This is a genomic window from Lentibacter sp. (genome assembly GCF_029254145.1).
GTDB lineage: Bacteria > Pseudomonadota > Alphaproteobacteria > Rhodobacterales > Rhodobacteraceae > Lentibacter.
On the sequence record NZ_JAQWYD010000065.1, the window covers coordinates 12,128 to 27,287 of the forward strand.

General features: G+C 55.0%; 12 protein-coding genes. 5 read left to right on the top strand and 7 right to left on the bottom strand.

Annotated features, from left to right (window positions below; translation table 11 throughout):
* Nucleotides 1-28: 28 nt before the first annotated feature.
* From P8O11_RS07500 to P8O11_RS07510, 3 genes are all read right to left on the bottom strand, one after another.
* Entirely contained in the window at nucleotides 29-2,545 is a 2,517-nt protein-coding gene (locus tag P8O11_RS07500) for a penicillin-binding protein 1A (protein ID WP_300293276.1), read from the bottom strand.
* A gap of 118 nt (nucleotides 2,546-2,663) precedes the next feature.
* Complete coding sequence (locus tag P8O11_RS07505) at nucleotides 2,664-3,740, bottom strand: N-acetylmuramoyl-L-alanine amidase (RefSeq protein WP_300293278.1); 1,077 nt, start codon at nucleotides 3,738-3,740, stop codon at nucleotides 2,664-2,666.
* Nucleotides 3,741-3,942: 202 nt separating this feature from the next.
* The gene (locus P8O11_RS07510; protein ID WP_300293280.1) at nucleotides 3,943-5,082 is read right to left on the bottom strand and encodes an aminotransferase class I/II-fold pyridoxal phosphate-dependent enzyme; all 1,140 of its coding nucleotides are present in this window, start codon (nucleotides 5,080-5,082) and stop codon (nucleotides 3,943-3,945) included.
* A 54-nt stretch (nucleotides 5,083-5,136) separates the two neighbouring features.
* Here P8O11_RS07510 and P8O11_RS07515 point away from each other — a divergent pair, with 54 nt between their 5' ends.
* Genes P8O11_RS07515 through P8O11_RS07525 form a run of 3 tightly spaced genes read left to right on the top strand, consistent with a single transcriptional unit; the run spans nucleotide 5,137 to nucleotide 7,684 of the window.
* Complete coding sequence (locus P8O11_RS07515) at nucleotides 5,137-6,471, top strand: M48 family metalloprotease (protein ID WP_300293283.1); 1,335 nt, start codon at nucleotides 5,137-5,139, stop codon at nucleotides 6,469-6,471.
* A complete protein-coding gene (locus P8O11_RS07520) occupies nucleotides 6,468-7,217 on the top strand; it encodes a DsbA family protein (RefSeq protein ID WP_300293285.1) in 750 nt (249 codons plus the stop codon). Before P8O11_RS07515 ends, P8O11_RS07520 begins: the two co-directional genes overlap by 4 nt.
* Entirely contained in the window at nucleotides 7,214-7,684 is a 471-nt protein-coding gene (locus P8O11_RS07525) for a disulfide bond formation protein DsbA (protein ID WP_300293287.1), read from the top strand. Before P8O11_RS07520 ends, P8O11_RS07525 begins: the two co-directional genes overlap by 4 nt.
* On the opposite strand, the gene ispG is transcribed toward P8O11_RS07525, so the two are convergent.
* The 3 genes from ispG to hemA form a co-directional block, all read right to left on the bottom strand.
* Entirely contained in the window at nucleotides 7,681-8,802 is a 1,122-nt protein-coding gene (gene ispG, locus P8O11_RS07530; protein WP_089890279.1) for a flavodoxin-dependent (E)-4-hydroxy-3-methylbut-2-enyl-diphosphate synthase, read from the bottom strand. The genes P8O11_RS07525 and ispG overlap by 4 nt on opposite strands.
* A 72-nt stretch (nucleotides 8,803-8,874) precedes the next feature.
* A complete protein-coding gene (locus P8O11_RS07535; protein WP_300293289.1) occupies nucleotides 8,875-10,425 on the bottom strand; it encodes a helix-turn-helix domain-containing protein in 1,551 nt (516 codons plus the stop codon).
* Between the two features lie 110 nt (nucleotides 10,426-10,535).
* Nucleotides 10,536-11,759 carry a 5-aminolevulinate synthase gene (gene hemA / locus P8O11_RS07540; RefSeq protein WP_300293291.1) on the bottom strand — a complete coding sequence of 408 codons (1,224 nt, stop codon included), beginning with the start codon at nucleotides 11,757-11,759 and terminating at the stop codon, nucleotides 10,536-10,538.
* A gap of 255 nt (nucleotides 11,760-12,014) precedes the next feature.
* Here hemA and P8O11_RS07545 point away from each other — a divergent pair, with 255 nt between their 5' ends.
* Together P8O11_RS07545 and P8O11_RS07550 are read left to right on the top strand one after the other, a co-directional pair.
* Nucleotides 12,015-13,391, top strand: coding sequence for a dipeptidase (locus P8O11_RS07545; RefSeq protein WP_300293332.1), 1,377 nt, complete (start codon nucleotides 12,015-12,017; stop codon nucleotides 13,389-13,391).
* On the top strand, nucleotides 13,388-14,236 hold the full coding sequence (locus tag P8O11_RS07550) for an alpha/beta fold hydrolase (protein WP_300293293.1): 849 nt from the start codon (nucleotides 13,388-13,390) through the stop codon (nucleotides 14,234-14,236). Before P8O11_RS07545 ends, P8O11_RS07550 begins: the two co-directional genes overlap by 4 nt.
* Nucleotides 14,237-14,312: 76 nt before the next feature.
* Here P8O11_RS07550 and cysE read toward each other — a convergent pair whose 3' ends face one another.
* On the bottom strand, nucleotides 14,313-15,128 hold the full coding sequence (gene cysE / locus P8O11_RS07555) for a serine O-acetyltransferase (RefSeq protein ID WP_300293295.1): 816 nt from the start codon (nucleotides 15,126-15,128) through the stop codon (nucleotides 14,313-14,315).
* Between the last annotated feature and the right edge of the window lie 32 nt (nucleotides 15,129-15,160).

Genomic DNA, 15,160 nt, shown 5'->3' on the forward strand with positions numbered 1-15,160 from the left:
GCAAGCGCAGGCTCAGACGCCCGCCTGTTTAATAAAGTCCGCCCGAGCTGAGCGTTCCAAAGCCAGCTTTGGGTCCAACAACGGCTTTTTTGCCCGTTGAGGTCGTGACTTGCTTAGCCGCACCTGTTTCGCGAACGAGAGGCAGATTAGCTCCCATCGCGAAACCACCATCAAAGGTGATCCCGAAGTCGATCTGCTCACCCTCGCGGAAGCATTCGATAACAACATGATCGCCTTCAGCGCTCTCTGACAAACGCGCACCCGTAAAACGGTCGATTTTAATGAATTCGCATTCTTTCGGCGCACGGAATTTACCCGCCCCATACTTCTTGATCGCAGAACTCATGAATCTCTGGAAAACTGGGCCACACATCCCACCACCTGACGCGCCGCTGCCCATCGAGCGCGGATTATCAAAACCAATGTAACAGCCCGCCACGATATTGTTTGTGAAGCCGATGAACCAAACATCTTTGGCATCATTGGTTGTACCGGTTTTACCCGCAACAGGCACACCCAGGTTCACCGATTTGCTCGCCGTTCCGCGAGACACAACTCCTGTCATCATGGATGTGAGCTGATACGCTGTCACAGCGTTCATGACGCGCTCACGGTTGTTTACAATTACAGGCGCTTCAGAGCGTGGCAACGTTGGGTTGACACAGTCCGTACACACTCGGTCATCGTGTCTATAGACGGTCTTGCCATATCGGTCTTGAACGCGGTCAATCAATGTCGGCTCAACACGCTGCCCACCGTTGGCAAACATGGCATAGGCCGACACCATTTTGTAGAGCGTGGTCTCTTCCGAGCCGAGCGAGTTCGCCAAAAAGCGTCCCATTCCGTCATAGACCCCAAAACGCTCAGCATAATCAGCTACCACGTCCATCCCAACTTCCTGAGCAAGACGGATGGTCATCAGGTTTCGCGATTGCTCGATCCCAGTGCGCAGCGGAGTGGGTCCGTAGTAGCGGTTCGAAGCGTTTTGCGGCCTCCAAAGGCCTTGTGGCGTGTTGATCTCAATCGGCGCATCCACAACAATCGTTGCAGGCGTATATCCGCTATCAAGTGCCGACGCATATACAAATGGTTTAAACGAAGACCCTGGCTGGCGCCTCGCCTGTGTGGCGCGGTTGAAAACAGAATGCTGGTAAGAAAACCCACCCTGCATAGCAATCACGCGGCCTGTGTTCACATCCATAGCCATGAAACCGCCCTGCACTTCAGGTACCTGTCTTAGCGTCCAGCGGATAAAGTCTCCGGCTCCTTCGTCGCCGGTTGTCATGCGCCGAACAAGCACAACATCTCCAATTTTGAAACTGTCACCAAAACCGCCGCGCAACCATGAAATATCTTTACGTGGGATAACAAAAGGCTCTGCCTCTGTCTCGCTGATGCCTTCGATACCGATGCGCATGGATTGGTCCGCAATTTCAAGCACAACGGCGGGGAACCAATGGCTCTCCAGACTGATGTCTCGCGGCACGTTGGTTCCGGCCAAGGCCTCTCGCCAATCCGCCTCAGTTCCCAGGTTTTGGGCCGAAATGCTTTTGCCAGTCCCGCGCCAGCGGCCAACACCACGGTCAAACTGCTCCAGCTGGCGCTGAAGAGCCGCCGCCGCAACTTCCTGCATCTCAGGATCAATCGTTGCGCGCACCGTCATACCACCCGTGAAAAACTCTTCTTCACCGAAATCATTTGAGAGCTGCCGGCGGATTTCATCTGTAAAATAGTCGCGCGGAGGCAAGCCGTCTTTGAAGGGCTCAAAGTCGCCGTTCTGAACCGACCGAAGTGGAAGCTCGCGCTCAGATTTGTACACAGCTTCCGAAATGTAGCCGTTCTCAAACATTTCCTTCAGAACAAAATTTCGCCGTTGAAGCACACGCTCTTTGTTTCGAACGGGGTGAAAACGCCCGGGAGCCTTTGGCATAGACGCCAAGGTGGCAGCTTCATGTGGGGCGAGTTCGCTCAAGGTTTTGTTAAAATAGGCCTGCGCGGCTGCAGTCACCCCAAAAGAGTTCTGCCCAAGAAAAATTTCGTTTAGGTAGAGCTCGAGAATACGCTCCTTATCCAGTGTTTCCTCAAGCCGAGTAGCAAGGATAATCTCTTTGATCTTACGTTCGGCTTGGCGGTCGGCCGACAGTAGAAAATTCTTAACGACCTGCTGGGTAATGGTCGAAGCTCCACGCACGCTTCCACCCTTCATCGCGTCAACCGCAGCTGACGCGATACCGCGCGTGTCGTAGCCTTGGTGCACATAGAAATTCTTATCTTCCGCGCTGATAAACGCATATTTCACAAGCAGCGGGATTTCTTCGGCTGGTGTAAACAGGCGGCGTTCGCGCGCGAATTCATCCAGCATGCGCCCCTCACCCGAATAGATGCGGCTGATAGTGGGCGGCTGATACTGTGAGAGGCTCTCATGGCTTGGCAAGTCTTGGCCATAAATGTAAAAAATCGCACCAATAGAAAGCGCCACAGCCATAAGACCGAGGGTGATGAGGCTAAAAAGGCCCCCGAGAGCCGAGAACAAGAATCTAATCACGTGTTTCCCCTGATGCGCGCGCCCTGTCTATACGCCCAAGGCACGACGAGGTCAAAATCAACTGACAGTGAATTTGGGCTGGTTTTCGCCAGTTCCGCCCCCGTGTTGGCAAGCGTGATCATTGACGGACCACGCGACGGATGGCTTCATCTGCGAGGATCCAGGCTTGAATACCATCTCGGATCCCTTCGGCCATTTTACGACGCCATAAAGGATCGACAACATTTTTAAAATCGCGGTCACTCGACAAAAATCCGATCTCCAGCAAGATCGAAGGAATGTCAGCCGCTTTGAGCACAGAAAAAGCAGCTGCACGATATGGCCGCCGGTTGAGAGGCGCCCCCTTTATCTCGAGACCGCCGACAATCGCTTTGGCCAAACGGTCCGTCCTTGGCTGTGTCTCCTGTCGCGCAAGATCGAGCAAAACATCAGCCACCACATCATCTTGACCAGTGAGGTCTGTCCCTGAAAGCATATCTGCCCGATCATGCCGCTCAGCCAACAGAGCCGAAGCCTCGTCACTGGCGTCATCGGCCAACGTGTGGACAGTCGCTCCATGCGCATGACCTTCGCTCAGCGCATCGGCATGTAGCGAGATAAAGATATCAGCCTCCGCTTGATGGGCCATAGCCACGCGGCGCTCAAGTGACACAAAGCTGTCGTCCGTGCGCGTCAAAAGCACGTCGACATTGGGGAGCCGTCTAAGTTCTTCCTCTATTTCACGCGCAAAAGCGAGCATAAGCTCTTTTTCTGTTTGGCCGTCCCGCGAGGCTCCAGGGTCAATGCCGCCATGCCCGGGGTCAAGGACAACCAGAACGCGTCCCGTTTGCTTACGCGGCAGAGAAGCGACGGGATCAGGCCAGACATCGCCCTTGGGCGGACCTGCGCGGCCTGCAAACGTCTCCTCATCGGATTTATCGAGAACAACCGTGAGCACAGCAGTTCCCCTCTGGTCGTCACGGCTCATCTCTGCTGTTCTTAGCGTAAAAGCACCCCCAAGCTCCGCAACCATGCGTGACCATCCGGGACGAAAGCCGCCAAAACGCACGCCCGTCAACGCTTTGGCTTCGGCAAAAAGCTCTTCAGAAACCCCAGCCCAATCTACCTCACGAAAATCAAGCACAAGGCGGCGTGGTTCATCCAACGTATAAACACGATAGGGTACGGGCTGACTGAGCGTCAGTTTGAGCGTCAAGGTCCCTCTCTGCAAGCTTGCATCGCTCAGTGACGGATCAACGCGCGCTAAGCCACTCAGGGACTGGGCGCTCGCAGACGGCACAAGCCAAGAAACCCCACCGATTAGGCCAAACACCACCGTAATAACTGCTAAAAGCCTGCTCATAACCGCCTATTTCTTTTGCTTGAGCATAGCGCCAAAGCCCCCTTCAGGGAAGCTTCTATCTATCAAAATACGCTTTCAGCCGTAGCAAACCTTCGCGGATCTCTTCAGTTGAACGCGCATATGACAAGCGTAGTGTTGTTTGTCCTCGTTCAGGATCAAAATCGATACCAGGCGTCACGGCAACACCAGCTTCTGCGAGTATGTCAGTGGCCAGCGCACGACTATCATTGGTGAGGTGGCTCACATCTACATAAATGTAAAACGCCCCGTCAGGTGGAGCGAAGTTGCTCAAGCCCACCTTGGGGAGCTCTTCAATCATCAACTCTCGATTGGCCGTATAGACCGCCAAATTCGCCTCAAGCTCTTCAGTACACCCAAAAGCCGCGAGCGCCGCAACTTGGCTGGCATGCGGCGCGCAGATAAACATGTTCTGCGCCAGCCTCTCGATCAGACGTACGTGCTCCTCAGGTACAACCATCCAGCCAATGCGCCAGCCTGTCATAGAAAAATACTTGGAAAATGAGTTAATCACATAGCACTCATCGGTAAGCTCAAGTGCCGAGACAGCCTCGCCTTCATACTCAATACCCTGATATATTTCGTCCGAAATAAAAGCTGTTTCGCTCTCAGCACATGCAGCAATAAGGGCCTGCATCGCCTCACGTGTCAGCATCGTGCCGGAAGGGTTCGCTGGCGAAGCCACAAGAAGGCCATCAAGTTCAAGCCCAGCAAAGTCACTCGGCACAGGCTGGAAACGGTTTTCAGCGCTTGTCGGCAATCCGACGGGCTTCACATCGAGCGCTTTCAGGATCTGGCGATAGCTCGGATACCCGGGCTCCCCGAGCCCGACCCGCGCGCCCGCTTCAAAGAGCGCAGTGAAGGCCAATATGAACGCCCCAGAGGACCCAGACGTGATAATCACACGCTCGGGAGACAAGTTCACACCATGTTTGTCATGGTAATGCCGGGCAATACGCGCCCTCAACTCGGGCAGCCCAAGTGCAACCGAATACCCAAGCGGCGAGGCTTCCATCGCCTGAGCCAAATGCGCCCGCGCACCTCTGGGCGCAGCCGTTCCGGGCTGTCCCACTTCCATATGGATAATCGAGCGCCCTGCTGCCTCCGCAGCACGGGCTTCCTCCATGACGTCCATCACAATAAAGGGATCAACCGCGCCGCGCCTTGAGTTCCGCATAACTTTTCTCCTATTCTCTCTTCAAGCTTTTGGAGCGGGTGTCAGGTAAGGTCAATGCAACGCAGTTTGAAATCAACGCTGGCCGCATGCCTGATGGTGGCTCTGACTGCATCTCATGCATGGGCCGTATCGCTGTTGCGTGACCCTGATATCGAACAGAGTCTCAAACAGCTGGCCACCCCCGTGCTCAATGCGGCAGGCTTACCCTCCGGGCGCATGTCCGTTCTTGTCGTCGATGACTCCTCACTCAATGCCTTCGTGATTGACCGCGAACATATCTTTATTCACGCAGGGCTTTTGCTCAAACTCGAAACGGCAGAACAGCTTCAGTCCGTCATTGCGCATGAAGCTGCTCATATCGCCAACGGTCATTTGGCCCGACGCCCTGCCAACGCGCGCGCAGCTCAAAGCCTTGCCGCCTTCGGGCTCGCTTTGGCGGCCGCAGCAGGCGCGGCTGGTGGCTCCGAGGCTGGTGTCGCAATCGGGATCGGCATGCAAAGCGCAGCACAACGCTCGTTCTTCTCCCATACACGTGCCGAGGAAGCCTCAGCAGATCAGTCAGCGATCCGCTACCTGACACGCGCGGGCGTTGATCCTGCAGGCTCAGTTGAAGTGATGGATATCTTTGCTGGTCAAGACTTGCTCGTAGCTGGCCGGCAAGATCCATACGCTCGTTCACATCCGTTGTCGCGCGACCGCCTGCGCGCAATGCAAGCAGCCACCTCAGCTTACCAAGGCCAGTTTGCGAGCAACCCGACGGCAAATTACTGGTTTGCCCGCGCCAAGGGAAAGCTTGGCGCTTTTTATCGCGCCCCAAAATGGACACTGCGCCGCGCAGGTGACAGTGGCCATAAAGACATTACACAAATGCGCAAAGCCATAGCTTGGCATCGGTCAGGCAAAGGCAGTGACGCCCTCAAGACGATGGCGAGCTTGATTGCCGCCGCTCCAAATGATCCATATCTGCACGAACTTCACGGCCAGATACTCTTGGAGCAGCGCCAATATAATGCTGCCCTCTCCGCCTATGCAAAAGCCGTGGCGCTTGCTCCAAGAAACGCCCTGATCGTAGGGCAATATGGACATGCTCTGCTGGTCTCAGGCAATCCCAAAGCCGCCCTGCCCCATCTTGAACGCTCCGCCAATATTGAGCAGCGCGATGCGCGCGTCTTGCGGGATCTTGGTGGAGCATACGCCCAATTGGGCAATGCTGGGATGGCCTCACTGCTGACAGCTGAGCGGTATGCACTGCTCGGGCGGCCAAAAGACGCCACCATCCACGCCAAGCGCGCATTTGACCTGCTCAAACGTGGCTCCCCTGGTTGGCAACGCGCACAGGATGTGCTCTTTGCCTCAGAAAGCGCCATAAATTCACGGAGAAAAAAATGACAAAAACAACAGCAGCCTTTGCTCTTATGGCAAGCCTTACAACAAGCCCACTTGCAGCGCTTGATCTCGCAGCGATGACGGCAGCCGAGCGCGCTGCCTTCCAAAACGAAATTCGCACCTACCTTCTGGAAAACCCAGAAGTAATAATGGAAGCCGTCGCTGTTTTGGAAGAACGTCAGGCAGGGCAGCAAGCCAATGCTGACGCCTCACTTGTTCAGGTGAACGGTGCTGATCTTTTTGAGGATGCCAATTCTTTTGTGGGCGGAAACCTTGAAGGCGGTCTGACACTGGTCGAGTTCGTCGACTATCGCTGCGGCTACTGTCGCAAAGCCCACGACGAAGTCGCCCAGCTCATTGAGGCAGATGGAAACATTCGATTTATCGTTAAGGAATTTCCAATCTTGGGCGAAGCCTCTGTTGTCTCCTCGCGCTTTGCTGTTGCCACCAAATTGGTCGCAGGTGATGAGGCCTATAAAGCTGTCTCAGATGCATTGATCAAATTGAAATCAGACGTTGAGGAGCCGGTATTGAGGGCCTTGGCGAGCTCCCTTTCGCTCGACCCCGACGCAATCCTTGCAAAGATGGAGAGCGACGAGGTGACGGCTGTCATTGCTGAAAACCGCGCTCTTGGGCAGCGCCTCAATATTTCAGGAACGCCGACCTTTGTGATGGGGAACCAAATCTTGCGCGGCTACATGCCACTTGCCCAAATGCAAGAGATCGCAGAAGACATTCGCTCCGAATGAAAAAGAGCCTCTGCGCAGCACTAACGTTTTTCGCAGCACCTGTGTCTTCGCAAACTGACTTCACGGCGCTTTCCGATGGGGAGCGCCGTTTGTTTAGAGAAGAGGTGCGCGCCGTCTTACTCGCACACCCAGAAATCGTAGAGAGTGCCCTGACACCGCAGCCTTATGCAGACGAAATCAACTCAGATCTTGCTTTAATCAGGCTCCACGGACCAACGCTGTTTGCTGGTCACGATATAGCGCTCTTTGTCAGTTCAGACTGTGCAGTATGTGCACGCGCCGAAAAAGAGCTCAGCGCCCTAGCCCAAGCACAAGGCTTGAGTATCAACGTCCTGATCGTCGAGCGGCACGCTGGCCTGCAAGCCGCTCTCGAAATCGACAGTTTGCCGTTTTATGTGCTGCCCGACACAATGTTACGCGGCATGATGCCCGCAACCGTCCTACAGCGGTTTTTAAGCGGCCTTTAAGCCTCGCTAGTAGCGTCGAGCTCCGCAGCACGCTTCTCAACGAGATCAACGATATGGTCGACCATATCATAGTTCCCAAGCTTGTGATCCTGCTTGCCCGCCATATAGACCATTCCAGTCCCAGCGCCTGCGCCGCCACCAGTAAAGCCGACATCAGTCATCAAGGCCTCACCTGGACCGTTCACAACACATCCAATAATCGAGAGGCTCATCGGTGTTTTGATATGCTCTAGCCGTTTTTCCAAAGCCTCGACAGTCTTGATCACATCAAACCCCTGCCGCGCACAGGACGGGCAGGAAATAATGTTCACACCTCTATGGCGCAGCCCAAGCGACTTCAAAATCTCATAGCCAACCTTCACCTCTTCGATTGGATCAGCCGAGAGAGACACACGGATCGTGTCCCCAATACCCATCCACAGCAGACTACCCATACCAATCGATGATTTAATCGTGCCTGAAGTCAGCCCACCAGCTTCTGTGATCCCAAGGTGAATAGGCGCATCGGTAGCATCAGCAAGCTGCTGATAGGCTGCTGCAGCCATAAAGACATCCGAGGCTTTGACAGAGATCTTGAACTCGTGAAAGTCGTGGTCTTGAAGGATTTTGATATGATCAAGCCCACTCTCAACCATGGCATCAGGGCAAGGCTCTCCGTACTTATCTAAGAGGTGCTTTTCAAGGCTACCAGCATTTACACCGATGCGGATCGAGCAATTGTGGTCTCGCGCAGCGCGGATCACTTCTGCCACGCGCTTCTCGTCACCAATGTTACCTGGGTTGATACGCAGACAGGCAGCGCCAGCTTCCGCAGCTTCAATCCCGCGTTTGTAGTGAAAGTGAATATCCGCCACAATCGGAACAGGGCTCTCGCGGACAATTTCCTTGAGCGCTTTGGCACTGTCCTCATCTGGGACAGACACCCGTACAATATCTGCTCCCGCTTCTGCCGCCGCCTGCACCTGCGCTATCGTCGCTTTGGCGTCTGTCGTAAGCGTATTGGTCATTGTTTGAACCGAGATCGGCGCATCCCCGCCAACAGGGACATTGCCCACCATGATCTGACGGCTTTTACGGCGATAAATATTGCGCCACGGGCGAATGGGGTTCAAAGACATTAGGGCCTCATGCTCAGGAAGTCATATACTGCTGAGACATAGGGAGAAAGCGGCGCCAGTGCAATGTGTGGCTTAGTCGCTCATCACACCAAATGCACCATCCGCGTCGATCTGCGCTACTGCACGCGCCAAAGGCTCAATCGCCTCCCAGTCCGCTTGCCTCAGCTCCGCGGTCAATGTTTCGGCAGTCAGCTGTAGATTGTCCGCGACCGCGCCACGTGCACCATATGGCCCGTAGGTATTTCCGTTTGCGGCAAAGTATACCGCGCCGGCATCCCCCGCACGAATGGTGGCTGGTTCACTTGTTTGAGGCACAGTGTAAAAATCGCCGGGTTGCATCACAGCTTCATGAAGGATCGTTCCTGACGCCGCCTTCACACGAAGCCAAACTTCACGTGTTGCAATAACTGTCACAACACCCTTCTGTAGTTCAAATACCTGAGGGACAGCCGCTGTCTCTGTAAGAAGTGTCCCTCCAAGGTCCGCAAGCACCGCTGACAAATCACTGTCACGCGCAATATTGGCCTCTGGCAACGCAGCGCTCACATCAGCTGAAGCCAATGAGAAACTTTCGGTGATCGCGCCGCGCGGACCAGTCGGCCCATAGGTTTTGCCATCGACGGTGTAATAAATAGAGCCGCTCTCACCCACCCGAATGGTCGCCGGCGTCTCGCCGCTTTCGTGTGGAACATCGAAGGTTTCACCCGCATTCAAAATGCCGCTGAACAACTCTGTGCCTTCGCCATCTCGAATACGGACCCAAGCCGGGCGCGCAGCCACGACACGCACACCTTCTGTGATCAAAGCGGTCGCTTCAAACCCAGACTCCGTACTTACCTTAGGTAAGCGTGCAAAAGTCCCGTTCTCGTCAGGGCGCAGCGTCGCAATCGGCGTATCCCGTGCCACGAGCACAGGCACATCAAGTGCCTGCGGACGATAGAGACGATCAAAGCTATCAGCCGCTGCCGTCAGCTCTGGGCTAGTGTCGCCAAGCTCTGGCGCATTATTTTGCCCAGCTTGCGCCAAAGGATCAAGATCGGCCAAAACATCGGGGGTATTTTCTACAGGCGAAAGCTGAACGCGCTGCACCTCGTTGAGAACCGTCCAGCCGCCAAAGCCAAGCGCCCCGACCAAAGCAACCAAAACGAGAAGCGAGCCCACGGCTCCCGGCTCAATGCGAGAGAATATCGATTCAGCCCCTGGTGCAAAAGGGGTTGCCCCGTCAAACATCGGGTCTCGATCTGTACGTTTGCTTTGCTTTTTGGGCTGTGTTTCTTTTCGAACAGACGAAGCCGCGTCAGACATCCCATGCGCCGTCGCAAACCCGCTTTCGTCACAAAAGGCTGCAAAAGCACGGTCAGGGTCCATGCCAAGATAGCGTGCATAGGAGCGCACGTAGCCAGCAATAAAGCCAGGGGTGTCAAAAGCATCTGGGTCAGCATTTTCAATCGCTGCGATATAGCTGGCCTTGATCCGGAGTTCGCGCTGGACATCAAGTAGCGATTTGCCCATCGTGGCACGCTCGCCGCGCATGATATCGCCAAGCCGCAGCTGAAAATCATCGAACCAGCGCGGTTCGACGTTCTCACTTGCATCGCTGCGCTTGTTTTTGCGCCTGATCATGCGTGCTGCCCCTATCGCTTATAGCGAATCGCGCTGCGAAAGCAGCGGCTTGCCCTTTTATTTGTACGTTTTTTAGCACATCTCAAGTAGCAATGCACGAAACAGTGCGTTTAGCCCGCCAATTCGGCGCGATTCAGCGCACAATGGGCCCACAACTCATCCATAGCGTTTACCAGTTTATCCATTTCCCGTGGTCCGTGTACGGGAGACGGTGTAAAGCGCAAACGCTCGGTGCCGCGGGGCACTGTCGGGAAGTTGATTGGCTGGACATAAATCCCGAAGCTCTCCAAAAGCATATCAGAAAGCGCCTTTGTGTGTAGAGGGTCGCCCACGATCACAGGCACAATATGGCTGCCATGGTCGATAATGGGCAGCCCCATCCCCTTCAGCCGCAGCTTCAGTTTAGCCGCCTGTTCCTGATGTTTCTCGCGCAAGCTTTGATCCTGCTTCAGATGCGCAACAGAGGCCGCCGCGCCCGCCGCGATTGCAGGCGGCAAGGATGTGGTAAAGATAAAGCCCGGCGCATAAGAACGGATTGCATCACACATTTTGTCAGAGGCAGCAATATAGCCCCCCATAACACCATAGGCCTTCGCCAATGTACCGTTGATGATATCTATACGGTTCATCAAGCCTTGCTGCTCGGCCACACCAGCGCCGCGGGGGCCGTACATGCCAACAGCGTGCACTTCGTCAATATAGGTCATTGCGCCGAATTCATCGGCCAGATCACAAATCTCTTTGATAGGACCAAAATCGCCATCCATCGAATAAATCGATTCGAACGCAATCAGCTTCGGCGCCGCTGGATCATCTGCCTCAAGTTTGGCGCGCAAATGAGCAAGATCGTTGTGTTTGAAAATTCGCTTCGCACCACCATTGCGGCGCACACCTTCGATCATGGACGCATGGTTAAGCGCATCAGAATATATAATCAGACCAGGAAAAAGCTTTGGCAAAGTGCTCAATGTCGCGTCGTTGGCGATATAGGCTGACGTAAAGACAAGAGCCGCCTCTTTGCCGTGAAGATCCGCAAGTTCCGCCTCAAGACGCTTATGATACACGGTGGTACCAGAGATATTGCGTGTCCCGCCAGAGCCTGCACCTGTGGCTTCAATAGCCTCATGCATCGCTGCCATAACAGCAGGATGCTGCCCCATACCCAGATAGTCATTCCCGCACCAAACAGTGATCGGCGCCTCAGACCCGTCAGGCTTGCGCCATGTCGCATGGGGGAACTGCCCCTGCTTGCGCTCAATGTCGATAAAGGTCCTGTATCGGCCCTCTTCGTGCAATTTGTTCAGCGCTTCGTCGAGCTTGGCAGAATAATCCACGCGCGATCCCCTTTTGGTCTTTTTCTCCTGCGGTCGCAGTCTGCGAGCAGATTCCCGTATTCACAATACTGAATAACTCTACATAGCGCCACCCTAGAGCGACAGGCTACATTTTGCCGCGTGCTTGTTATTTGACCCAGATCAAGAAAACCAGCTTTTCTGCTACATCTTTTAGCGACTGGACATTGCCATCCCCAGAGTTACGGTTGCGTTAAATCCAAATCACGCCAAGGAGCGCCCATGTCTGTCCAATCCGTGTCTCTCAAATCCGTGCTCGACCAGATCGACAACAACCTCCCTGCTGCAACAGACCGCTTGCTGGAGCTTCTGCGCATTCCTTCTGTCTCGACAGACCCAGCTTTCGCGGCGCACTGCCAAACAGCAGCTGACTGGCTCGTTGCCGACCTTCAGAGCATTGGCGCTGAGGCCACAAAGCGTGACACCCCGGGTCACCCGATGGTCGTCGGCCATGTCGCAGGCGAAGGGCCACACATCCTGTTTTATGGTCATTACGATGTCCAGCCAGTGGATCCGCTCAATCTCTGGGATCGTGACCCATTTGATCCCGCCATCGAAGAAACACCTGCAGGCCGCGTGATCCGCGGACGCGGTTCGTCGGATGACAAAGGCCAGCTTATGACTTTCGTCGAGGCCTGCCGCGCATGGCGCGAAGTCAACGGATCCCTGCCCTGTCAGATCACCTTCTTCTTTGAAGGCGAAGAGGAAAGCGGCTCCCCATCGCTCATTCCCTTCATGAAGGAAAATGCCAAAGAGCTGACAGCCGACATCGCTCTCATCTGCGACACGGGGCTGTTTGAAAGCCGCGTCCCCGCGATCATCACCATGCTGCGCGGCCTTGCAGGTATCGAAGTTGAAATCACGGGCCCAGACCGCGATTTGCACTCAGGCATGTATGGCGGCCTCGTACGCAACCCACTGCACGTCATGTCAAACATCATCGCAGGTCTTCATGACGAAACGGGCCGCATCACCCTTGAGGGGTTTTATGACGATGTACCCGAGCTCTCCGACGAAATCCGTGCACAATGGCAGGCGCTCAGCTTTGATCATGCCAAGTTCCTCGGCGACATCGGCCTGACAGAGCAAGGTGGCGAAGTCGACCGTACCCCGCTCGAAAAGCTCTGGTCCCGCCCAACCTGCGAAGTCAACGGCATGTGGGGCGGCTACACGGGCGATGGGTCAAAGACAGTTTTGCCCTCCAAAGCCCATGCCAAATTCACCTTCCGCCTCGTCGGTCAGCAAGACCCAGCCAAGATTGTTGCAGCGCTCAAGGCCTATGTGGAAGCCTCGGTGCCATCCGATTACAAAGTCAGCTATAAGGGTGACAAAGGTGCACCCGCTGCGCAGATGTCGGTCTCTCACCCCGCCTTCGAGCAGGCCCGCAAAGCTCTGTCTGATGAATGGCCAGATGCCGCCGCCTATGTCGGCTGTGGTGGATCGATCCCGATCGCGGGATTTTTCAAGGACATCCTCAACATGGACGCCATGCTGATCGGCTTTGGTAAAGACGACGACCAAATCCACTCACCCAACGAAAAATATGACATGGAGAGCTTCCATAAAGGCATTCGCTCTTGGGCACGCGTCCTTGAAGAGATGACCAAAAAATGAGGCGCTTCGCAGCCTCTGAAGCAGAGATCGCCTATAATGTAGAAGGCAGCGGCCCGCCGCTCCTTCTCTTGCACGGCTTCCCCCAGACCCGCGCGATGTGGCGCACAATCGCACCATTGCTGGCAAAGCACTTCACTGTCGTGACAGCCGATCTGCGCGGTTACGGCGAGTCCTCAAAGCCTGATGGCGTGTCTGCTTACTCTTTCCGCGCAATGGGCCGCGACATGTTGGAGCTTATGGCACATCTCGGTCACGAACGCTTCGCCCTCATCGGTCATGACCGCGGCGCGCGCACAGCCCACCGTATGGCGCTAGATGCCCCAGCACGGCTCACAAAAATCGCGCTCCTGGATATCGTCCCGACCCATCTGCTCTTGAGTGAACTTACAACACAGGTCGCCAAAGGCTACTATCACTGGTTTTTTCTCGCCCAGCCTGCGCCCTTCCCCGAAACTCTGATCAGCCATGATCCAGATCATTACTTCGAAAGCTGCCTGACGGGCTGGGGTTCTAATGTGCTTTCGGATTTTGCCCCCGATCAGCTTTCAGCCTACCGCGCAAGCTGGCGCAAGCCCGAAACCATCACCGCCATGTGCAATGACTATCGCGCAGCGCTCGAGATCGACTTCGCTCTTGATGAGGCAGACTTGGGGCGCCAGCTTGACATACCCGCGCTCATCCTCTTTGGCGCAGACGGCCCAATGGCCAGAGCCTATGATGTGCTCGCGACATGGCAAGACAGGTTCTCAAACGTCACAGGCAATGGGATGTCAGGTGGTCATTTCTTTCCCGACACCGCACCTGAAGAAACGGCAAGAGCGCTTCTGTCTTTCTTAATGCCCTAAATATACTCAGGGTTTGAGGGCGAAACTCCAACAAACAAACCTGTCCGCCAGAGGCACTTGTTTTGATCACAGCAGATCAGTCGTTAAACCCGCGCTCAATTACTTGGTTCATGGTATGTGACGGCGTCGCACAGCCTGCTTCGCCCACGATGCGCGCAGGCACGCCTGCAACCGTTTTCTTTGCTGGAATATCTTCCAGCACAACAGAACCAGCCGCGATCCGCGAGCAATTGCCCACCTTAATGTTGCCGAGCACTTTTGCCCCCGCACCGATCAAGACTCCGTCGCCAATCTTGGGGTGGCGGTCTTCTTCTTCCTTGCCCGTTCCCCCGAGCGTCACGGAATGCAGCATAGAGACATTGTCGCCCACAACCGCAGTTTCCCCGATGACAATAGAATGTGCATGATCAATCATGATGCCTTTGCCGATCCTGGCTCCGGGGTGAATATCTATGCCAAAAGCCTCAGAGCTGCGCATTTGAAAGAAATAAGCGAGGTCTTTATGCCCCTCCCGCCAGAGCCAGTTTGAAATACGGTAGCCCTGAACAGCCTGAAACCCCTTGAAAAATAGGATCGGCTGCAAAAAACGGTGGCAGGCGGGGTCGCGATCATAGACCGCAACGATATCTGCGCGCGCACTCATCGCAAGACCCTCATCCGCGCCATAAGCCTCATCACAAATCTCTCGTAGGATTTGCTCGGACATCTCGCTTGAGGCAAGTTTTGTCGAAATACGATAAGCCAGCGCCTTCTCGATCGAGTTGTGATGCAGAATACACGCATGCACGAGCCCGCCCAAAAGAGGCTCAGACTTCACAGCCTCCTCGGCTTCACCCCTGATTTGTGCCCAAACAGGATCGAGCTTTGCGAGGTTTGTTTTGAGCTGCGGCATGACAGTATCCTTTGCGCTTGCCTCCCTAATAT

What these genes read in the sequence shown, in the direction of transcription:
- P8O11_RS07550 (WP_300293293.1), top strand. Translation starts at nt 13,388, where the DNA reads ATGAGGCGCTTCGCAGCCTCTGAAGCAGAGATCGCCTATAATGTAGAA.
- ispG (WP_089890279.1), bottom strand. Translation starts at nt 8,802, where the DNA reads ATGTCTTTGAACCCCATTCGCCCGTGGCGCAATATTTATCGCCGTAAA.
- P8O11_RS07525 (WP_300293287.1), top strand. Translation starts at nt 7,214, where the DNA reads ATGAAAAAGAGCCTCTGCGCAGCACTAACGTTTTTCGCAGCACCTGTG.
- P8O11_RS07510 (WP_300293280.1), bottom strand. Translation starts at nt 5,082, where the DNA reads ATGCGGAACTCAAGGCGCGGCGCGGTTGATCCCTTTATTGTGATGGAC.
- P8O11_RS07535 (WP_300293289.1), bottom strand. Translation starts at nt 10,425, where the DNA reads ATGATCAGGCGCAAAAACAAGCGCAGCGATGCAAGTGAGAACGTCGAA.
- P8O11_RS07520 (WP_300293285.1), top strand. Translation starts at nt 6,468, where the DNA reads ATGACAAAAACAACAGCAGCCTTTGCTCTTATGGCAAGCCTTACAACA.
- P8O11_RS07515 (WP_300293283.1), top strand. Translation starts at nt 5,137, where the DNA reads ATGCAACGCAGTTTGAAATCAACGCTGGCCGCATGCCTGATGGTGGCT.
- cysE (WP_300293295.1), bottom strand. Translation starts at nt 15,128, where the DNA reads ATGCCGCAGCTCAAAACAAACCTCGCAAAGCTCGATCCTGTTTGGGCA.